At 60.1% G+C, this 20,285-nt stretch carries 16 protein-coding genes and 1 pseudogene; 14 read left to right on the top strand and 3 right to left on the bottom strand.

Annotated features, from left to right (window positions below; genetic code table 11):
- The first annotated feature begins 24 nt into the window (after positions 1-24).
- Complete coding sequence (locus tag C9E81_RS04230) at positions 25-2,238, top strand: TonB-dependent receptor (protein ID WP_122111021.1); 2,214 nt, start codon at positions 25-27, stop codon at positions 2,236-2,238.
- Positions 2,239-2,287: 49 nt separating this feature from the next.
- On the opposite strand, the gene C9E81_RS04225 is transcribed toward C9E81_RS04230, so the two are convergent.
- Positions 2,288-3,202, bottom strand: a complete 915-nt coding sequence (locus C9E81_RS04225) for an ABC transporter substrate-binding protein (protein ID WP_243698483.1) — start codon at positions 3,200-3,202, stop codon at positions 2,288-2,290.
- 139 nt (positions 3,203-3,341) lie between these two features.
- Here C9E81_RS04225 and C9E81_RS04220 point away from each other — a divergent pair, with 139 nt between their 5' ends.
- The 3 genes from C9E81_RS04220 to C9E81_RS04210 are packed head-to-tail and all read left to right on the top strand — an operon-like array spanning position 3,342 to position 6,146.
- Positions 3,342-4,331: a FecCD family ABC transporter permease gene (locus C9E81_RS04220; protein WP_122111020.1), complete on the top strand. Its 990-nt coding sequence runs from the start codon at positions 3,342-3,344 to the stop codon at positions 4,329-4,331.
- A 5-nt stretch (positions 4,332-4,336) separates the two neighbouring features.
- A complete protein-coding gene (locus C9E81_RS04215; protein ID WP_122111019.1) occupies positions 4,337-5,350 on the top strand; it encodes a FecCD family ABC transporter permease in 1,014 nt (337 codons plus the stop codon).
- Positions 5,343-6,146 carry an ABC transporter ATP-binding protein gene (locus C9E81_RS04210; protein ID WP_122111018.1) on the top strand — a complete coding sequence of 268 codons (804 nt, stop codon included), beginning with the start codon at positions 5,343-5,345 and terminating at the stop codon, positions 6,144-6,146. The genes C9E81_RS04215 and C9E81_RS04210 overlap by 8 nt, the downstream gene beginning before the upstream one ends.
- Positions 6,147-6,391: 245 nt before the next feature.
- On the opposite strand, the pseudogene C9E81_RS04205 reads toward C9E81_RS04210, so the two are convergent.
- Positions 6,392-7,106: pseudogene (locus tag C9E81_RS04205) on the bottom strand (IS21 family transposase); the annotation flags it as partial.
- A gap of 175 nt (positions 7,107-7,281) precedes the next feature.
- On the opposite strand from C9E81_RS04205, the gene C9E81_RS04200 reads away from it, so the two are divergent.
- A complete protein-coding gene (locus tag C9E81_RS04200) occupies positions 7,282-8,529 on the top strand; it encodes an Hsp70 family protein (protein ID WP_122111017.1) in 1,248 nt (415 codons plus the stop codon).
- A gap of 432 nt (positions 8,530-8,961) precedes the next feature.
- Here the strand turns inward: C9E81_RS04200 and C9E81_RS04190 are convergent, their stop codons facing one another.
- Complete coding sequence (locus C9E81_RS04190) at positions 8,962-10,398, bottom strand: YfcC family protein (protein WP_243698482.1); 1,437 nt, start codon at positions 10,396-10,398, stop codon at positions 8,962-8,964.
- 180 nt (positions 10,399-10,578) lie between these two features.
- Between C9E81_RS04190 and C9E81_RS04185 the strand changes: the two genes are divergently transcribed.
- From C9E81_RS04185 to C9E81_RS04145, 9 genes are all read left to right on the top strand, one after another.
- Positions 10,579-11,235, top strand: a complete 657-nt coding sequence (locus C9E81_RS04185) for a GntR family transcriptional regulator (protein WP_122111015.1) — start codon at positions 10,579-10,581, stop codon at positions 11,233-11,235.
- 1,059 nt (positions 11,236-12,294) lie between these two features.
- Positions 12,295-12,885 carry an RBBP9/YdeN family alpha/beta hydrolase gene (locus C9E81_RS04180; RefSeq protein ID WP_122111014.1) on the top strand — a complete coding sequence of 197 codons (591 nt, stop codon included), beginning with the start codon at positions 12,295-12,297 and terminating at the stop codon, positions 12,883-12,885.
- Positions 12,886-13,144: 259 nt separating this feature from the next.
- Positions 13,145-14,596: an FAD/NAD(P)-binding protein gene (locus tag C9E81_RS04175; protein ID WP_122111013.1), complete on the top strand. Its 1,452-nt coding sequence runs from the start codon at positions 13,145-13,147 to the stop codon at positions 14,594-14,596.
- Between the two features lie 57 nt (positions 14,597-14,653).
- Positions 14,654-15,223, top strand: a complete 570-nt coding sequence (locus C9E81_RS04170) for an NAD(P)H-dependent oxidoreductase (RefSeq protein WP_122111012.1) — start codon at positions 14,654-14,656, stop codon at positions 15,221-15,223.
- 92 nt (positions 15,224-15,315) lie between these two features.
- On the top strand, positions 15,316-16,212 hold the full coding sequence (locus tag C9E81_RS04165) for a TauD/TfdA dioxygenase family protein (RefSeq protein WP_122111011.1): 897 nt from the start codon (positions 15,316-15,318) through the stop codon (positions 16,210-16,212).
- Positions 16,213-16,247: 35 nt separating this feature from the next.
- The gene (locus tag C9E81_RS04160; RefSeq protein ID WP_122111010.1) at positions 16,248-17,600 is read left to right on the top strand and encodes an LLM class flavin-dependent oxidoreductase; all 1,353 of its coding nucleotides are present in this window, start codon (positions 16,248-16,250) and stop codon (positions 17,598-17,600) included.
- A 15-nt stretch (positions 17,601-17,615) separates the two neighbouring features.
- Entirely contained in the window at positions 17,616-18,446 is an 831-nt protein-coding gene (locus C9E81_RS04155) for an ABC transporter permease (RefSeq protein WP_122111167.1), read from the top strand.
- A gap of 36 nt (positions 18,447-18,482) precedes the next feature.
- Entirely contained in the window at positions 18,483-19,478 is a 996-nt protein-coding gene (locus tag C9E81_RS04150) for an ABC transporter substrate-binding protein (RefSeq protein WP_122111009.1), read from the top strand.
- On the top strand, positions 19,475-20,245 hold the full coding sequence (locus C9E81_RS04145) for an ABC transporter ATP-binding protein (RefSeq protein WP_122111008.1): 771 nt from the start codon (positions 19,475-19,477) through the stop codon (positions 20,243-20,245). Before C9E81_RS04150 ends, C9E81_RS04145 begins: the two co-directional genes overlap by 4 nt.
- The last annotated feature ends 40 nt before the right edge of the window (positions 20,246-20,285 follow it).

Here is a 20,285-nt window from a genome sequence, read left to right as displayed (position 1 = left end):
GAATTATTCACTCGAAAGATCAGCATGAAACACGCAAAGCCCGCATTTTCCATGTTCAACACCTCCCAAGGCAATTTCGGGCGGGCGGTCATGCATGGTCTGTTTGCTTCCGCCTCAATCTGGGCCCTGTCGACCGGCATGGCCGCCGCACAAGATGCGGGCGCCCCGATCGTTCTTGACCCGATCATTCTGACCGCGTCACGCGAAGGGGCGTTGGACACGATGTCCCGATATGTCACGGTCATCGAGCGCGATGAAATCAGCCGGCAACAGGAAACGGTCGGCTCGACCGCCGAACTGCTTGAGCGCATGGTTCCGGGGATGGCGACGGCCAGCCAGACGCTGACGAATTACGGCCAGACATTGCGTGGCCGGAATGTGCAGGTGATCATCGATGGCGTGCCGATGGGAACAAGCCGCGACGTGTCGCGCGATCTGTTCAACATCTCGCCCTCGGATATCGAGAGCATCGAGGTCGTGCATGGCGGCAGCGCCATCTATGGCGGCGGCGCGGCTGGCGGGATCATCTATATCAATACCCTGCAGGCCAGCGACAAGCCCCTGGAGTTCGAGACGACAATCGGTGCCGCGACCAGCCTGTCGAATTTCGGAAGCGACGCGCTGTCGGGGCGGATCACCCAGAAGGTCAGCGGGACGCGGGGCAACATGGATTACGTCCTGTCCTTCTCGCGCGAGCAGACGCGGGGCTTTTTCGACGGCGACGGGGACCGGATCCCGCCCGAGCCAAGCCAAGGCGATCTGTCGGATACCGGGACAGTCGATCTGATGGGCAAGCTCGGCTATAATTTCGGCGATCAGCGGCTGCAGTTTTCGGTCAATTACCTGGATGCCGAGCAGGATACGGATTTCATCTCGGACCCGGCCGTGGATGCTCTGCCGCCGGGCGACGCCAAGGCGCGCGCGCTCGAAGGGCTGGAACTGGCCGACCAGACCAGCCGCGAGAACCTGGTTCTCAACCTGAGCTACAGCAAGGAAGACCTATGGGGCAGCAAGGTCGATGCGAGGCTTTACTATCGCGATTACAGCACCCGTTTCGCGCCATTCGACGGACGACCCTATGGCGGTTGGAACGCGCTTGCCCAGACTTTCCTTGAATCCGAAACCTATGGCGGTCAGGTCACGTTCAATACCCCTCTCAACGGGCTGGCGGCACATGGTGCCAATCTCATCTGGGGCGCCGATATCAGGAACGAAAAGACCAGCATGCCGGTGACTGTCTTTGACGGTGCGGCTTACGATGCCTCGGGCGGCAGGCGGTTCGTGGTCCTCGATCCCGAACGCACCTTCATGCCCGAGCTTACGACGAAATCCGCGGGCATCTTCGGCCAGATGGAGCTGTTCCCGACCGAGAAACTAACCCTGCGGGCGGGGGTCCGGCATGACTGGGCGACCGCCTCTTACGGTGATTTCACCACATTGGGTCAGGGTGACGCCATCGAAGGTGGAGAGATCGATTATTCCGAGACGACCTTCAACCTTGGTGCGGTTTACGCTGCCACGCAGAATGTCGATCTTTACGCAAGCTATTCGCAGGCCTTCGAACTGCCCGATATTGGCGTGCAACTGCGCCAGGCAGAAGAGGGGTTCAATGTTGACGACTCCAACCTGGCGCCTCGAATAACCGATACCTATGAAATCGGTATGCGCGGCAACTGGAGCAAGCTGAGTGCCGATATCGCGGCATTTTACAGCAAATCCGACTTGGGAGGTGTTCTGGTCGAAAACTTCTCGCTTGTGCAGGACCGGACGAAAGAGAAAATCTATGGGATCGAGGGTGGATTGCATTATGCCGTCGATGATCGGCTGCGCCTCGGCGGCACCTTTACCCTGCAGGAAGGCACGAGCGAGGATCCCGAGACCGGCGACAGCATCGCGCTGAACAGTTATCGCATCTCTCCGCTCAAGCTGACGGCTTATGTGGAATACAGCCCGAAACCCTGGTGGGATATGCGGCTTCAGGCGCTCTATTCCGCCGGGCGGGATTCGGCCTTCGAGGATGGTGTTCCGTTTGGCGGCCGCGAGGTCGAGGATTACGCCGTTCTGGATCTCTACAATCGCTTCGAGCTGGAAAGAGGCACGCTCAGCGTCGGGATCGAGAACCTTCTCAACAACCAGTACCACACGGTATTCGGGCAGCTTCTGCGCAACAACGCCAATAGCAGCCATGTCGCCGCACAGGGCGCCATGGCGCGCGTGACTTACAGCGTCACCTGGTGAGTGCGATCGTCATCCCTGCCATGGACCGGCTCATGGCGGGAATGACCTGTTACTGATCCACCCCGTAGATCCGGGCGATATCCGCCAGCATGAGGCGGGCCGCCAGGATCCCTCCGGCAGTGTTCCAGATGGCATCGCTGACGGCATGGACCCGGCCCGAAGAGACCGCCGACAGGGACTGCCAGAGCGGGTTGGACATGATGTCCCGCGCCATGTCCGGCCCATCGCCGTTCCCGGTATCCCAGGTGAAGTGAAATATCCGGTCGCCATCCATGTCGGGAATGCTTTCCGTGCCGACCTGGATCGAGAATTCCTCGACATTCTGATTCTCGGGGCGCTGGAAGCCGAGTTGCTTCAACACGACGCCGGAAAAACTGTCCAGCTGATAGATGCGGATATGGCCCGGCATGAAGCGGATGACCGAGACCTTCTCTTGCAGATGATCGCCAAGGAGCTGGCGCAGATCGGCGACTTCGGCGTCATAATCACTGATCTCGCGCTGTGCCTTTTCGGTTTTCCCCAGTGCTTCGGCATAAAGGCGGAAATTCTCCTTCCAGTCGCCGCGCAGGCGTTCGGACACGACTGTCGGTGCGATAGCACTCAGCTGAGGGTAGATCGCCTCGTGCCGGAGCCGGGTTGCCAGGATGAGATCGGGTTGCAATGCGGCGACCATTTCCAGGTTGACCGCGCTTTCATTACCAAGTGGCGTGACATCGGTCATCCGATCCTCGATATGATCCCACCAGGGATCGCCATTCCAGGAATTCGCCGCGCCTATCGGGGTTACGCCCAGGGCAAGAAGTGCCTCTGTCCCCTCGTTGGTCAGAACGACGACCCGTCGGGGATCGTCCGGCACCTCAACCGTCCCCAAGCTATGGGTCACCTCGCGCGCCATGGCCATGTTCCCGATGGGCAAGATGCTCAGTGCGATCGCGCAGCAGAGCCATTTCACGGGTTTCATCATGCCTGTGCCCTTCATTGCTTGTGCCCATAAGTATCGCTTGCGAATCCAGCAACACTTGCAGTTGACAAAATAACTTGGTTATTGAGCCCGGCATCGGGCGAATGATCCCGAATGTCAACGGGGCCGGGATCACCACGGAATGACACGTTCGCTATTGCTTCTTATCGTGGCCCTGGTGGTGGCGCTGATCGCGAGCCTGCATCTGGGGCTGCGTCTCTATGGACCCGGGGAGGTGCTGGCGGCTCTTGCGGATCATGGTGAGGGCACGGATGCGGTCATCATCCGATCATTGCGCCTGCCCCGCACGCTGATCGCGGTGGTCGCGGGCGCGGCATTTGCGCTTTCCGGGCTGATGATCCAGATCGTTACCCGCAATCCGCTGGCAGAGCCGGGGCTGATTGGTATCAATGCGGGCGCCGGGCTGGCGGTCGCACTGGGGATCAGCGTATTCGGAGGCATCGGATTGCCGCAGATCGGCCTGCTGGCATTCACCGGCGCATTGGCAGCGACGGGGCTGGTCTTCGGCGTGACTGCCACCTCTGGCGGGGCGACCCGCAACGATACCACGCTACTGGCGGGGGTGACGATCGCCGCACTTCTGTCCTCAATGACCCAGGTCATTCTCCTGCTGGACGAAACAGCGCTTGAAACATTGCTGTTCTGGCTGTCAGGAGGGTTCGCGGATCGCGATCTCGGCCTTCTCGGGATCGGTCTTCCGGCATTGATCCTAGGATATGCAGCCTGCGCAGCCCTTGCGCAATCGCTGGATGCGCTGCGATTGAACGACCAGACAGCGGAAGCGCTTGGGGTTTCCGTGTCGCGCGTTCGCGCGGCCTCGCTTGTCACGGCCGCCGGCTTGGCGGCGGGAGCCGTGGCCATGTCCGGCCCGATCATATTCCTGGGGCTGATCGCGCCGCATCTGGCCAGGCGGCTGATCGGTGATGCGGCCCCGACCCTGCGCCTGGCGCTGTTCACCTGCTTGATCGGGGGCCTGATTGCCGTGCTTGCCGATATCGCCGCCCGGCTGATCGTGGCGCCCGGTGAAGCGCCGGTCGGCTCGGTGCTGGCACTGGTCGGTGTTCCGATCCTGATCGGCCTTCTGCGCCGCAAGCGGACATTGGCGCGATGAGGTATATGCGTCTTCATACGGGGCCGGTGCGGCTCGGGTTCGGATTGCTGATACTGGCCGTGGTCGCCACGGGCACCGGCTCGTCCTTTATCCCGCCCGTCCGGGTGCTTGCGGCATTGTTCGGACAGGGTAGCGGTCCGGATGCGATCATCATCACGACGCTGCGCCTGCCTCGTGTCCTGGTGGCAATGTTTGCCGGGATGGCTCTTGCCATTGCCGGGGCGATCCTGCAACGGGTCGCCCGCAATCCGATGGCATCGCCCTCCATCCTCGGGATCACCGACGGGGCGGCCTTGGGTGTGATGACCTTTCTGTGGCTGTTTTCGGATCCGGCCAGCAACCTGGCCGTGTCGATCCACTGGCAGCCTGCTGCTGCTGCGACAGGGGCATTGGCATTTGCCATTCTGGTCGCCCTGCTGACACGTCTCGATCCCAAGGGCACGCAGGAGCCCATACGGATGATCCTTTACGGCATCTCTCTTGCCGCACTGGCCAAGGCGGCTGTCGTGCTGATGATGATCCTTGGACCGGTCCATCGCGCGGCACAGGCTATGACCTGGCTGATCGGCAGCGTCAGTGCCGCGCATTGGAGCGATGTCGTCACGCTGTTTCTGGGACTATGCGCGATGGTTCCCGTGCTGATCCTGCTCCGTCTTCCGCTCAGGCAGCTTGCCCTTGACCCGCAGAGCGCCGCTTCAACCGGGCTGCATCTGGCCCGCGCGCAAGCCGTGCTGCTGGCAGTTGCGGTTCTGTTGACGGCGCTGGCGGTCTCGCATGTCGGCGCCATGGGATATGTCGGACTGATCGCCCCGCATATCGCGCGCAGGCTTTATGGGCAGTTCACGCCGGGATACCTGTTTGCTTCAGCCATTTGCGGGGCGATCCTGCTGGTTGGAGCGGATATGCTGTCCCGCCTGCTGGCCCAACCAGTGGAGATTCCCGCAGGTGCGGTAACGGCAACCATCGGAACGCCGCTTTTCCTGTATCTGCTGATGAAGGGACGGGGCGCACATGTCTGACATTCTGGCGCGGTTGCGTGGCCTGACAGCCGATTATGACGGGTATCCGGCATTGAACGGCATTGACCTGGAACTGCCCGAGGGCAAGATCATCGCCTTTTGCGGTCCCAATGGCAGCGGAAAATCGACGGCGCTTCGCGTGATGCGGGGGCTGCATCGCGTCGGCTCCGGCATGGCCGAGATCGCAGGCAGACCCGTCGCCTCCTGGTCGAAGAAAGACCTGGCGCGTGAAATCGCGATGCTCGGGCAATCCCCAAGCGCTCCGGATGCGCTGACGGTCCGGGAACTGGTGATGCTGGGCCGTTTCGCTTATCGGAACCGGTTTTCCGGCCCTTCCGCCGCAGATCACAAAGCCTGCGATCAGGCGCTCGATGCGACCGAGATCACCCATCTCGCCGATCACCCGATCGGGAACCTGTCGGGCGGACAGTCGCAACGCGCTTGGATCGCGATGACGCTGGCGCAGGACGCCCCGCGGATTTTCCTTGATGAGCCGACCAATCATCTGGACATCTCGCATGCGCTTGAACTCCTCGAACTCATTCATCGACTGAACCGGGAGAATGCCCGAAGCTTCGTGATCGTGCTGCATGATCTCAACCTGGTCATGCGCTATGCCGATCATGTGGTTCTCTTCGACAGGGGACGGGTTGTCGCGCAAGGAGAGAGAAGCGTCACCCTTACGCAGGAACGCATCGCGCAGGTATTCGGGGTTGAATGCAGGATGGTCACTATCGATGGCCTCGATAACCCGGTTATCGTGCCGTTGCCCGTGGCACGCGGATATGGAAGCTGATCACGCCCGATACGGCCCGACATGCTGTTTATGCCGATGGGAAATCTCTGTGGATTCGAGCGTTCCGGTAAAAGCCCGGTCGGTTCCGGCGTATGATAATCGGCGAGGAAATCACCGGGCGCAAGCAAAGGCGGGTGTTCAGCTACCAGCGTTATCTGGCGATCCTCGGCGAGGGAGCCGGTCCATTGCCTGGCCGCCACCTGAGATTTTCCATCGGCCGCCCCAACTCTCATTGGGTTTGTTTCCTACGCTGCTGTGCGAAATAATCTTCCAAGGAGCGCTGTATCCATCTGGAGCAGCATGGGGTGAGGCAACGTGAGCAGCTTGAGTGCCTTGAGGTGATGGGAGAGCAGGATTTCCGGGGGTGTCGCTCGTGCCGTATCTTCCGCCAGCAACTGCAAGTGAGAACGCGCCTCGGTCTTCTCGACCGTTGCCTTGGGCAGATAGGGATAGCAATCCAGATCCAGCCTGGGCGGTATGCACTCCACCCGGGACAACAGGAGCTGCTTCACGGCGTCGAAGCCGATTGCACCCACGTGGAACGCCTGCTTCACGGCGACCTGGAGCCCGGCCAGACTGCGTTGCAACTGCGCACCGACGGTATCGTTTTTGCCACGCAGGACATCAAGCTGGCGGCGCTCGCATTGCTCCCCCAGCCAGAGGTTGAATGCCTCCCAGGTTGCAAACCGGGGGCGGCACCATGAAGTAGCGCCGGGAATAGCCGACCTACCCCTCGATCTTCCCCTTGTCACTGCCCTTGCCTAGGCGGCCATAGCGATCCCGGATCGGGTAGCGCGACAGAAACCCGCTGAACAAGGACACGCGCTTGCATGCGCCGTCCAGCAGGATCCTCGCCGCCAGGCATCGGCCATTATTATAGACGATCGACTGCGGAACCGCACCAAAGACGGCAAAGGCATGGCTATGACCGTCCACACAAGCCTCGGCTGGATATGATCGAGACATTGGAAGAGTAGCGCAAGCGCATGGGTTCGACGCCACCGGGCGCTTCATCCGGATCGGGGTGGGCAAGGCCCAATTGCCGCGATCGCCCGACCTCGCGCGCCTGTTCGCTTGACATCCATGTTTCCGCCCCCTATCGACCCGCTCCTTGTTTCAAACCGGAGGGGTGGGTATGACGCGGCAGGCCCGCATTTTGGGTGTCGATTTCGGCACCTCCAATTCCGCTGCGGGCTATCTTTGCGATGGCAGGCCCCGGCTGATCCAGATGGCGCCCGGCCAGGCCACGCTGCCGACGACCTTCTTCTTTGACTACGAGACCCGGCAGACATTGATCGGCGAAGCCGCCAACAGAGCGCTTCTGGACGGCGTGGAAGGACGCTTCATGCGCGCGCTCAAGCGGGTGCTTGGCACCACGCTGATGCATGAGAAGCGCCAGATCCTCAACGAAAGGGTGACCTTCGTCGAGATCGTTGCCCGCTTCCTGAACCAGATCAAGACCAAGGCCGAAACCGAAGCCGGGATCGTTTTCGACCATGTCCTGTCGGGTCGGCCGGTGGTGTTCCACGGTTCCGGCGATCCGCGCGAGGAGCAGGCCGAGGCGGATTTGCGAAGCTGCTATCTGGCGGCGGGGTTTCGCGAGGTGGATTTCATGCCCGAGCCCGAGGCCGCCGCCATTGCTGGCGGTGCGCTGGAACAACCCGGCGCGATCGGGCTGATCGTCGATGTCGGGGGCGGCACCTCGGATTTTTCACTATTCCGTTCCGGCAATGAGGGCGTGACGATCCTTGCCAATCACGGTGTCCGCATCGGCGGCACCGATTTCGACCGGTCGATCAATATTGATCACGTGATGCCTCTGCTCGGCAAGGGGACAGAGTTGCGAAAGGTGATGGGACCGGGCATGTCGCCCACCCCGAACGCCATCTTCAACGATCTTGCCACATGGGAGAAGATTCCGTTCGTCTATACACCGCAGAACCGCCGGATGGTCGCGGAAATGGTGCGCTTGGCGCAGCGCCCGGACCGGCTGTCCCGTCTGGCGAAGGTGCTGGATGACGAGCTTGGCCACGACCTGGCCTTTGCCGTCGAGCGCGGCAAGATCGCCGCCAATGGCGGAGACGGGCAGTCCCACATCCTGCTCGACCAGATCGAACGCGACCTGTTTGTGCTATTGTCAGCCGAGGGAATGGCGGGGAGCCTTCTGCGGCATGCGGAACTGCTGACGGCCGGAGCGCGGGAAACGCTGCAAATCGCCGGCATCGACGCGGCCGATGTCCAGCAGGTGATCTATGTCGGCGGCTCCAGCTTGATGTCCATGGTCTCCGACACGATGAAGGCACAATTCCCCACGGCGTGTCATTCGTTCAGCGAGGTTTTCACCGCGGTCGCTGATGGGTTGGCCATCGCGGCGGGGCGTTGACCGCGACGCGGCATTTGTCGAGTGGGGCTTGGGGCAGGAGCCATCCGAACAGGATTTACGATCATGTGCAACTGGCAGCAGTTGCCCGGGAACGGTGGGCTCTGGTCTGTTTTGAAACCATTGGCGGGCAAGAACGGCGGCTCTGGGCAAGTTTGGACGTGGTCGGGTGCAGGCACGGCAACTGCGGCCGGCACAGATCGCCACCCAATACAACCCGGTCCTGAAAGCTTTTGCTGATCGCCTGCGCAGGGCTGGCAAACCGCACAGGGTTCTCATCACAGCCGTCGCCCGCAAGTTCGTCACAATCGCAAACGCGCTTTGCAAATCTTGTCTGAAATGGACCAATCAGGCCGCCTGAGAAATATAGTTGCTAATCATGCTGGTGGCAGATCAGGCAAGCCTCACCCGCCACCAGCACCGGCTGCAGGGAGGTCAGCCGATCCAGCTTACCGCCTGTGCATAGATCAGGAACAGTGCGGAGATCGCGATCCAGATGCCGAAGAGCGGCAGGAAGAAGCGTACCCAACGGTCCCAGCCCACCCCGGCCAGCGCCAGCGTAGCCATGAAATAGCCCGATGTCGGGTAAAGGATGTTCGAAAGCCCGTCGCCGAGTTGATAGGCCAGGACCGAGCTTTGCCGCGTCACGCCGATCAGGTCGGACAGGGGTGCCATGATCGGCATGGTGACCAGTGCCTGACCGCTGCCCGAGGGCACGACGAAGTTGAAGCCGAGCTGGGAGACGAACATGCCAAGGGCCGAGAAGGTCGAGGGCAACCCTCCAACCAGTCCGCCAAGCCCGTGAACGAGCGTGTCCATGACCTGCCCCTGCTCCAGCATCACGGCGACGGCACGGGCAAGGCCGACGATGATCGCTCCGACCAGCACATCTCGGAACCCCTCGTTGAAGGCCTCGCAGATCTTGCCCGTGCCGAGGCCGGCGATCAGGCCGACGCTGATCCCCATGACCACGAACAGCCCCGCCATTTCGGTCATGAACCAGCCGCGCGTCAGGACGCCCCAGACCATGATCGCGAAAAATCCGATGGCCGCGATGCCGCCCCATTTCTGGCGATTGCTGAAGCTCATCGCGGGTGTGTCGAGATCATGAACATAAACGCGACGTTTCTCCTGTTCGAGCGAACTGCCCGCCATCAGGCTGAACTCGGGATTGGTGCGGACCTTCAGGGCGTAGCGCATCAGGTAGAGGATGGCCGCGCCGGTCAACGCAGTGAACAGCAATGCGCGCAGGCCAAACCCGGAATAAAGCGGCAGTTCGGCGATGGTCTGGCCCAGCCCGGTATTGATGGGGTTCAGGACCCCGGCAGTGAACCCGGCCGTCGTCGCCAGCAGGGCGGTGCCCGCGGCGACGATCGAATCGAAGCGCAGGGCGATCATCAGGGGCAGGATGACGGGCACATAGACCAGCGCCAATTCTTGCGTGCCGATCAGCGTGGCGATGGTCGCAAAGACGATCATCAGGGTCGGGATCATCAGCACGCTGCGCCCGGCAAAGCGGCGGGTCAGCTTGTCCACGGCCACGTCGATGATGCCGGTGCGCCTGATAACCATGAACATGCCGCCGATAATCAGCGTGAAGAACACGACTTGTGCGGCGTCGATCAACCCATTTGGCACGGCCATCATGAATTGCTCCAGCCCGACCGGTGAGGCATCGATATAGCGGAATGTCTCGGGGTCGACTGCGGCGCGACCGTTCGGCAGGGTGATCCGGTCATATTGTCCCGCCGGAATCACATGGGTCAGCAGTGCCGCGATGGCCGTGAAGACGAACAGGATCACGTAGATATGAGGCATACGGAATCGGCCGCCGGTTTCTTCCTCGCTGCTGTCGGTTATGCCGTCTGACATCGTCATCTCCCTTATGGTTGCGCGCCTGGCGCTGATTGGTTGTGCCAGTTTTCTGACATCCGTTCTTATATCTATTGTAAAATGTTACATGATATAGCAGCATGAAGACTATGCCGGAATCCGGAAATCATTTTTCTGGATTTCTTGAAAGTCTATCTTTCCTGTTCAGGGGAATCCGCGATGAAGCCGTCACGGGAGTTGCAATCGGACCAGGCATTCGAGGCGTTGCTGGCGGCCTTGCGCAGCGGCAAGCTGCGCAGCAGCGAGTTTCTGGCCATGCCGGCGTTGGCCGAGACGATCGAGTTTCCGTTGGCCGCTACACGCGAAGCGATCAAGCGTGCTGAGGAACAATCCTTGCTGAGCGTTCTCCCCAAGCGCGGCGTGATCATCATGGAGACCGGGCCGGAAACCACTCGTGCCTGCATGGACATGCGTGCCGCACTGGAGAAGGAAGGCGCGCGGCGCCTGCTCGGATCAGGCAGGCCGGATATGTCGGAACTGCGTGCGACGCATGAGGCCTTGCTGGCCGAAGCCCGGCGCGAACCTGCCGCCGATCTCTCGCGCCGTGCGATCGCGACGGATCTGTCCCTGCATGATTTCATGGCTTCTGGCCTGGATAATCCATTCCTGCAGCAAGCTTATGCGGCCAATCGTAACCGCATCGCGATCATCCAGAACGCCCGCAGTTTCCTGGCTGATCGGGTGGTGCCCGCCATGCAGGAACATCTGGAGATCATCGCGGCGCTGGAAAGCGGTGACAGCGATGCCGCGGTCGATAGAATCGAGCATCACCTGAAGCTGACATTGCGCTGGTGGGGCGTGGGTACGGCTGTTTGAAAAATCTGCGGAAACACTCGTCTGTATTTTAGCAAAACGCGCTACCCGGGTGGTTCCAGGCGCACAACATCAATTATCTGCGGTTGTTTCACATGCTTGGTGTCCCAGTGGAACCACCGTGCTCCACTGCTTTCGTCAAGGATCACCGCACAACATATGCTCGTTGTTTCATGCGCGAGAGTCCAAATTGCGGTAATGCTGAAATTTGCTGCCGTCGTGCGGTCTGGTTGTCGAGTAGCTTCACCTGTAAGCCCGACCGCCCTTTCGTGTCAGGTGAGAGCCGACAGTCGACTGCATCACCATCGCCATCGCCACCGTTGACACGGTCGGCAGCGCAGGAGTGATCCCAGCCTGTGTGGTGGCGGAAAGGCCGTGAAGGCGCTCGGAGACCGCACCAACGGGTTTGACTTCGTGCTGCAGGGCTCCGACGCCGAGTTACTCGGGTGGTCACTCGCCGATCTCACCAGGGAAACGGCGAGTTGATCATTGCAGCTAGGCTGGCACAGCCGGCCCTGCTCTTGTTTTGTGAGTTACGGCTGGATGCGCCCCGATTGAACGTCCAAGACCACTCCGCAGGTATCCCAGGCACTCATATCAAGCGTAACGAACCATTCCTTTGCTGGACCGGTTCCCTTCGTCCATATAGATGGCGTCCCGCCCTGACACATGAATCCACGCCGCAAGCGGTCTGACGCAACGGGTTGTGGGGACGGTGATTCATTCGACCATCGGCGATGACACGGGCCGGGACTGAGCCGGGGCGACAGATCAGGCGGTGGTGTCGGAAAACCGGACTACGACAGAGATGCTGTTCTTCCCGACCGTCGGCTGCGGTGCCGGCAACGGATCTCGCGCAGCAGCTTCCATGAGGCAGGTCCCGCAGCTGGCAAGCCATAGCGGCCCGACTCGATCTGATGGCGGCCCCTTACCGACTGTGTTCCGGAAGTTCCATATGGCGAAGATAGCGCCTGCCGGAGACTCGTCTTCTATCAGACCGGCAATGTTTGGAATTCAAATACACGATTAAATTGGTAGTTTTTATGGGAAAGGAGAACCTAGATGATCAGAACACTTCTCATTCCCGGCCTTGATGGCTCCCCAGCACCACATTGGCAACAATGGTGGGCCGCAATTGATCCGACGGCCAAGATAGTCGAACAGCACTCCTGGTCGAAACCCAGGCCTGAAGCCTGGCTCACGGAAATCGCCGCCGCCACTTTGCTCCACCCTGGCTCGGTGCTTGTCGGCCATTCACTGGGGGCGATTGCCGTGGTCCGGCTTCTGGCCTCCTGGCCTCAGGTGAAAATCGCAGGTGCAATGCTGGTGGCCCCGGCAGAACCGTCGAAATGCAGCCGCATTGCCTCATTCGGGCCGATCCCGGAGCGCTCACTCAATGCCAGGGTCGTCGTCGCGGCCAGCAGGAACGATCCCTGGATGGAGCAGGATCAGGCCCGTAGACTGGCTGACCGTTGGGAAGCGGATTTCATCGACATGGGAGACGCGGGTCATATCAATATTGCGTCGGGTCATGGACCTTGGCCAGCAGGCAAGGCGTTGCGCGATCTGCTTTGGCCTCGAAACGGTTCCGCCGCCCGCCCAGGCATTCGGCGGACAGGTTCCGGTCTCTGCAAGCTGAAAGCTCATTCATGACATCGCAACCCGCGCCCCGCGCCGTCCGAAAAGTTACCCCGAGATGACTCCCGAGAGTTGTTTCAGCCCGCGCTGCCTTGACCAGCCCGAAAGGAGAGTGCCGCATGTATCCATGTTGTACATATGACCCCGATCTATTTTTCCTGTTCATGACGGGTGATGACTCACCTGAACCGATACCCGAACACCACATCCTGACAACTGCTATCGTTACCTTGGCGTCGGCTGTTTTCCTGAGCCTGCTCGTATCGGTGTCCTGATGAACCAGGAACATCAGCATGGGATACATTGCCGACAGCGGGTGGTGATTATCGGTGGCGGGGCGAGCGGCGTTCTTATGGCAGCGCATCTGTTGCGCCAGCCCTCGAAAGAAGTCGAGGTCACCATCATCGAACGCTCAAGGTTGCTCGGTTGTGGCATCGCCTACAACACGGCGGATCCGGGCCATTTGCTCAATACCCGCGCCTCGCAGATGAGCGCCTTTCCCGACGACCCCTCCCATTTTGAGCGCTGGCTGGAAAGTGAGAGCATTCCGGTTACGGGGACGAGCTTTGTCGACCGGGGCACTTATGGCCGCTATCTCGCCAGTCTCTTGAGATCACCACATGCGGGCGAAAACATCAGACGCCTTCACTGCGTTCACGGTGAGTGCATGCGCCTTATCGAGACAGAACATGGTGTGATTGCGGAACTCGATGATGGTCGCACCATACATGCCGATCGGGCCGTTCTGGCCACAGGTCACGCGGTCCCTGCTGAGCCGCTGCCCCCACTGCGCGGGGCGTGGGATTTCGAGTTGCCACATGACGCCGACGCGGTTGTGGCCATCATCGGAACCGGGCTCAGTATGGTGGATCATATGACCACACTTCTTGGTGCCGGGCATCGCGGACCAATCTACTGCTTGTCGCGGCGCGGTCTGTTTCCGCAGACGCACGAAACAACGCATCCTCTGGTTCTTGAAGCTCAGGGCATTCCTTTTGGCGCGTCCGTCAGTAGGACAATGTACTGGCTGCGCAGCCTCGTTCGTCTTGCCGAGGCGCAAGGCGGGACCTGGCGAGATGCTATTGATGGCGTTAGGCCCCATGTCGCGGAAATATGGGGCGCCTGGCCACTCGCGGAGAAGGCCCGGTTCCTCCGCCACGCTGCCTCCTGGTGGGAGGTGCATCGCCACCGGATGCCTCCGGTCTCGGCTGGGCGCATCTCCCGTGCTGCCGCAAGTGGTCAACTCCGTGTACTTCGTGGCAGTTTCGAAAGTGCAGAAGAGCGCGCCGATGGTCGGATCATGTTGAATATTGTTCCGCGGAAAAGTGGTATCCCCGAGCATCTGATCGCTGATCACGTCATTGACTGCCGTGGTATTCGCAGAAATCCGGCAGAACATGCCGCACCCGTTATCCGGGACCTTCTGACCCGTGGAGCAGCCCGGCTCGATCCGCTTGGCCTCGGGCTTGATACAACCCTCTCAGCCCAACTCATCGATGTTTCTGGCAAGGTGTCGCAGCGTATCTCCGCAATCGGGCCTGCGGCACGCGGAGCATTGTGGGAAATTACGGCGATTCCCGACATCCGTGCGCAGACTCACGCGCTGGCCCGGGGCTTTCTCAAACATGCCAGGATCCTAGCCCGGCAAAGGGGGCTAAAGTTCTCCGAAAAGAGCCGGCGGGAAGGGATTTCACCTCTTCGAGCAAGAATCTTTGGAATAGAGTAAAACGTCTCGATATTTTATATCTAAATAACGATAGAAATAATCGTGATAGGATTCGACATGACCGATATCGTAGGTTTTGCGGGCAGCCTGAACACTCCGTCTCGCACCAGAGCACTTGTGGACAAGGCGACGCAAAGAAGCGCGGATTTGTCGGGTGGGAAAGGGACGGTCTTTGATCTGACCGATCTTGGCAGCCGGTTCGGCGCTGTCCATGATCTGGCGGAGCTTGATCCGCAGCCGCGTGCCGTGGTCAGCCGGATTGTCGAAGCGGATGCGCTCGTGATCGGAAGTCCGGTCTACAAGGGCAGCTATACCGGGCTTTTCAAGCATCTGTTCGACCTGATCGAGCCCGATGCGCTGAAAGGAAAACCGGTTCTACTTACTGCAACCGGCGGTGGACATCGCCACGCACTGGTCATCGAGCACCAGCTACGCCCGCTTTTGGGTTTTTTTGAGGCGGCAGTCGTTGCCACCGGCATCTACGCCTGTTCAGAAGATTTTACCGATGGTGTGCTGGCATCGCCTGCAGTTGCAGCCAGACTGGACATTGCTGCGGCGCAGTTGGCTTCCGCCATCGCCGAACGCGCCCCTGCCAGGCAGCACGAGTTCGCCATCAGCGCAGCCTGAATTCCCCAGTTTCACCAGTTCGCCTTGCTTTTGGCTCGGTTCATCCACGGACCGGCAATGGCGGCCTAATGCCCAATGAAAGGAAATTCCACATGACCCAGCAAGATACCATCACCCGCGGGACACCCGCGCTCGAAACTCTGCAGGTTACGCTTGTCATCGGGGCAGAGATTCGCGGTGTCCGATTGTCGACAGATCTTGATGCGGCAGTCGTCGACGAGATCAAGGCGCTTGTTGCTCGTCACAAAGTCGTGTTTTTCCGCGATCAGGATCACCTCGACGATCGAGGTCAGGAAGCTTTTGCCGCGAGGCTGGGCGATCTGTTGCCTCATCCGACCCAACATGTCCGCGAAGGGACGTCAAGCCTTCTGGAGTTGGATTCATCACATGGTGGCCGGGCCGATCAGTGGCACACCGATATCACCTTCCTGCCAGCTTATCCCAAATATTCAGTGCTGCGCGGCGTCGTGATCCCCGAGACCGGTGGAGACACGATCTGGGCCAATACGACGGCGGCCTACGAGGCATTGCCGTCCGCATTGAAGCAACTCGCCGATACATTAAGAGCGGTACATAGCAATGCCTATGACTATGCGGCACAGCGCCCGAAGGCGACGGAGGTCGAAAAGCGGCATTACCGCGAGGTCTTTGCGTCCAGGATCTTCCAAGCAGAGCATCCGGTGGTGCGCGTGCATCCCGAGACCAGGGAGCGCACATTGCTCCTGGGCAGTTTCGTGCAGCGCATCTCCGGCCTGTCCCGCCCCGACACCCACCGAATATACGAACTTTTCCAAGGCTATATCACTTCGCCTGAAAATACCGTTCGCTGGCAGTGGCGCAAAGGTGATGTCGCGATCTGGGATAATCGCGCAACCCAGCATGTCGCGGTCAATGATTATGGCGAGGCACATCGTGTCGTGCGCCGTGTCACTGTCGAAGGCGATACGCCCATCGGCGTCGACGGGCGCAGCAGCGTCGCAATCGTCTGACGCAAATCCTTTACGACATCACAGGAACCAGAACCATGACCAGACAGATCAAACTTGGTGCGTTCTTACCCGGCGGTGGTCAGCATGTAGCTGCCTGGCGGCATCCCGACCAGCCCGCGGATGGAGCTACGAGTTTCGAATTTCATAAGCAACTCGCCCGCACTGCCGAACGCGGGCTATTCGATGCCTATTTCCTTGCTGACGGACTCGCCGTGGCATTTGGCGGTGGGACCGAGGGCGGCAATGCAAAGGTCGCCGGATTCGAACCGGTGACGCTGTTTTCCGCCCTGGCCCCGCTGACGACGAATCTGGGTTTTATCGCGACGGCCTCCACGACTTACGAAGAACCCTATAACACCGCCCGTAAATTCGCTTCGCTCGACCTGCTTTCCGGTGGTCGAGCCGGGTGGAACGTGGTGACGACAGCAAGCGATGCTGCGGCCCGGAACTTCAACCTGACCAAACAGCCCCCGCATGCCACGCGATATCGTCGCGCGCAGGAGCATGTTGAAGTTGTCAAGAAGCTCTGGGACAGTTTCGAGGATGATGCCTTTATCCGCGACAAGAAAAGTGGCGTCTTCTATGATACGGAGAAGATGCATTTTGCCGATCATGTCGGTGCGCATTTCACGGTCGAGGGACCGTTAAACGTTCCCCGCTCTCCGCAGGGTCATCCGGTCATTGTCCAGGCCGGACAATCCGAAGACGGACGGAAACTGGCCGCTGCGACCGCAGAGGTGATATTCACCGCACATCAAAGACTGGATACCGCCCGGGAATTCTACCGTGATATAAAGACGCGCGTCACGGCCAATGGACGCAACCCGGATCATGTGCTGATCATGCCTGGCATATCGCCTTTCGTCGGACGGACCGAGGAGGAAGCACGCGAGAAATACGAGCGCCTCACCTCCTATATACCGGAAGAGGACGGTATTGCGCTTTTGAACGCCTTGACTGGCGGAACGCTGGACCTGACTGAATACAATCTCGACGGTCCGCTGCCTCCCGCCCCCGAGACCGAGGGCAACAAGTCGCGCCAGGCTTTGCTGCGGCAGATTGCGGATGAAAACGGCTTTACCATTCGTCAGCTTTACCAATGGGTTGCTTCTGCACGCGGGCACTATACCATTATCGGCACAGCGGTGCAGATTGCCGACATATTGCAAGAATGGTTCGAGAACGAGGCTGCGGACGGTTTCAACATCTTGCCGCCCTGGCTCCCGACATCGCTTGATGATTTCGTCGCTTTGGTGATCCCCGAATTGCAGCGTCGTGGCCTGTTTCGCACAGCCTATGAAGGGCGGACACTGCGCGAGAATCTCGGGCTCCCCATCCCCATCAACAGATATGCGGCGGATCATCCCACGATCCAGGCAGCGGAATAGCAGGAGGGGATGTCGATGACCTATGAGTTGATTGAACCTGCGAGGCGCTCACATCCGAAATGGCTACGGCGTGTTGCCAACGGTCAGCGGCGGCGGAATGTCCTTGGCAAGATCGCAGCCGACTATGGTCTGCTCTTTGCTTTTTTCGCCCTCTGGCAGATTGCCAGCGGTGCTGGCTGGCTGAACCCATCGGTGTTTCCACCGCTCGACCGGGTGGCGGCGACGCTCTGGACAGGCATCGCCTCCGGTGCGCTTCTCGACGATATCGCCATTTCGCTTCAGCGTGCCGGAATCGCCTTCCTTGCAGCAGTCGGCCTAGGGATTCCGCTTGGGCTTTTCATGGGGCAGATCAGGGCGATTGAACGTGCCCTCGATCCGATCCTTCAACTTTTCCGACAAACCTCGGCATTGGCACTTTACCCCGTTTTTATCCTGCTGCTCGGACTCGGCGAGGCGTCCAAGGTCTTCGTGATCTTCTGGGCAACGCTCTTCCCGATCCTGCTGGCCACGATCGGCGGGGTCAAGGAAGTCGACACAAAGCTGGTCGAGATGGCGCGCAGCTTCGGCGCTTCGCGCAGGACGATCTTCCGGCGTGTGATCCTGCCGGCTTCGGTGCCGCCGATCTTCGTCGGCCTGCGCCTCTCGGCCACGACGGCGCTGTTGCTTCTGATCGCCGCCGAGATGATCGGCGCGAACAAGGGTGTCGGCTTTCAGGTGATGAATGCCCAGTACAACTTCCAGATCCCGCTGATGTTCGCGGCCATATTCCTGCTGGCCTTTCTCGGCCTGGCCGCGAACTCGGTTCTAATGCTGCTCCAGCGGCGCCTTTGCCGCTGGAGCGCCTGACCTCACGGATTTCGAAATTCACGACAGGACAGCCTCATGACTCAAGTGTTCAGAAACCTTCTTTCCGCCTCGGGTATCGCCATCGGCCTTGCAGGCGCGGCGCATGCCGAGGATGTCACCATGCGTTTTCTTTCCACCCATGGCAGTATCGCCGCGCATGAGCTTGCTCAGGAACTCGGTTATTTCGAGGGCACCGGAATAAGCGTCGAAAGCATCGGCTATTCCGGCAGCGGTCCCGAATCGCTCTTTGCCCTCGCTTCGGGGAATGTCGATATCGGTTCCGCCGCGACGCCGGCCTTTCTCAATTCGGTCGCCAGTGGCAACGATTTCGTGGCGGCTTATCCCAGCAACGGCATAAATGACGATGTGCAATCTATCTTCTACGTGCTCGAGGATAGCCCGATCCGCAGCATCGAGGATATCGCCGGCAAGACCATCGCCGTCAACACGCTCGGCGCGCATCTGGACCACACCGTGCGAGAGGCGCTGCGCTCTGTCGGCCTGCCACAGGACTCGGCTAATCTGGTGGTGGCACCCGGTCCGCAACTGGAACAGGTCCTGCGCTCGAAGCAGGTCGATATCGCCGCATTCGGATATTGGCAGACAACCTTTGAAGGCGTTGCCCGTGCGAAGGGCGGCTTGCGTGCGGTATTCGACGATACGGACGTGCTGGGTGACATCGCTGGCGGCTTTATCGTCCTGCGCCGGGACTGGGTCGATGAGCATCCCGAGGCTGCCCGCGTCTTTGTCGAGCAGTCAGCGCGAGCCCTGGACTATGCGCGGGAACATCCCGAAGAGACCCGTCAGATCATGGCTCGCCAGTTGGAAGAACGGGGCGAGAACCCGGAGGTGGCACAATATTTTGCTGGCTATGGCGTCCGCGAGGGCGGTTTACCGGTGGAGCATGATGTGCAGTTCTGGATCGATGTTCTGGTCAGGGAAGGTGTCCTCGCAGATGGGCAACTCAGCCCATCCGACATTCTGCTGGTGACCGGTGAACGGAAAAAGACGGATGAGGACTCCGGCGCATGACCATTACCCGGTTTTCCGCAAGAGGCGAGGTCATCATCCGTGATCTCTCCAAATCCTTTCAGATTGACGGCGACAAGCTGACGGTGCTCAAAAACGTCAATCTCGACATCTCCGCCGGAGAAAGCCTCGCCATCGTTGGCGCCAGCGGTTCTGGCAAGACAACCTTGCTGCGGGTCCTTGCAGGGCTGGAAGAGCCGGACTCGGGTGGCGTGCTGATTGATGGAACGCCGGTCCACGGCCTTGGAAAAGAACGCGCGGTGATTTTCCAGGAGCCAAGGCTTCTTCCTTGGCTTACAGTTCTCGGAAACGTGGCGTTCGGCCTCGAAGTTCAGGGCGTTTCGCGCCGCGAGGCAGAAGATCGGGCGCGACATTACATTCGCCTGGTAGGGCTCACCGCGTTCGAGGCAGCTTGGCCCCGACAGCTTTCAGGGGGTATGGCGCAACGCGTTGGCATTGCCCGCGCATTAACGATACAGCCGGAAATTTTGCTGCTCGATGAACCATTGGGTGCGCTGGATGCCATGACCAAGCTGACAATGCATGAAGAGCTCACCCGGATCTGGACCGAGGAGAGGGTGACGATGGTGCTTGTGACCCACGATCTCGAAGAGGCAATCTTCCTGGCCGACCGTGTGCTAATTCTGCCAAAGGAAAAAAGTGCCTCTCCACGTGTGATCGAAATCGACCTGCCTCGGCCGCGTGATCGCAGCGAGGCTCGTTTCGTCCGGTTCCGTCAGCAACTGATGGCCGAGTTTGGTCTCCATTGAACCTGCGGCCGGCATTCCACCACCGACTGAATCATTGTCA

The organism is Paracoccus alkanivorans (assembly GCF_003697785.1).
Taxonomy (GTDB): Bacteria; Pseudomonadota; Alphaproteobacteria; order Rhodobacterales; family Rhodobacteraceae; genus Paracoccus; species Paracoccus alkanivorans.
Note: the sequence above shows the minus strand (reverse complement) of the source record. Positions and strands in the feature narration are given on the sequence as shown.

Coding starts and splice junctions, on each gene's coding strand:
- C9E81_RS04230 (WP_122111021.1), top strand. CDS start 25: ATGAAACACGCAAAGCCCGCATTTTCCATGTTCAACACCTCCCAAGGC.
- C9E81_RS04225 (WP_243698483.1), bottom strand. CDS start 3,202: ATGATGAAACCCGTGAAATGGCTCTGCTGCGCGATCGCACTGAGCATC.
- C9E81_RS04220 (WP_122111020.1), top strand. CDS start 3,342: ATGACACGTTCGCTATTGCTTCTTATCGTGGCCCTGGTGGTGGCGCTG.
- C9E81_RS04215 (WP_122111019.1), top strand. CDS start 4,337: ATGCGTCTTCATACGGGGCCGGTGCGGCTCGGGTTCGGATTGCTGATA.
- C9E81_RS04210 (WP_122111018.1), top strand. CDS start 5,343: ATGTCTGACATTCTGGCGCGGTTGCGTGGCCTGACAGCCGATTATGAC.
- C9E81_RS04200 (WP_122111017.1), top strand. CDS start 7,282: ATGACGCGGCAGGCCCGCATTTTGGGTGTCGATTTCGGCACCTCCAAT.
- C9E81_RS04190 (WP_243698482.1), bottom strand. CDS start 10,398: ATGTCAGACGGCATAACCGACAGCAGCGAGGAAGAAACCGGCGGCCGA.
- C9E81_RS04185 (WP_122111015.1), top strand. CDS start 10,579: ATGAAGCCGTCACGGGAGTTGCAATCGGACCAGGCATTCGAGGCGTTG.
- C9E81_RS04180 (WP_122111014.1), top strand. CDS start 12,295: ATGATCAGAACACTTCTCATTCCCGGCCTTGATGGCTCCCCAGCACCA.
- C9E81_RS04175 (WP_122111013.1), top strand. CDS start 13,145: ATGAACCAGGAACATCAGCATGGGATACATTGCCGACAGCGGGTGGTG.
- C9E81_RS04170 (WP_122111012.1), top strand. CDS start 14,654: ATGACCGATATCGTAGGTTTTGCGGGCAGCCTGAACACTCCGTCTCGC.
- C9E81_RS04165 (WP_122111011.1), top strand. CDS start 15,316: ATGACCCAGCAAGATACCATCACCCGCGGGACACCCGCGCTCGAAACT.
- C9E81_RS04160 (WP_122111010.1), top strand. CDS start 16,248: ATGACCAGACAGATCAAACTTGGTGCGTTCTTACCCGGCGGTGGTCAG.
- C9E81_RS04155 (WP_122111167.1), top strand. CDS start 17,616: ATGACCTATGAGTTGATTGAACCTGCGAGGCGCTCACATCCGAAATGG.
- C9E81_RS04150 (WP_122111009.1), top strand. CDS start 18,483: ATGACTCAAGTGTTCAGAAACCTTCTTTCCGCCTCGGGTATCGCCATC.
- C9E81_RS04145 (WP_122111008.1), top strand. CDS start 19,475: ATGACCATTACCCGGTTTTCCGCAAGAGGCGAGGTCATCATCCGTGAT.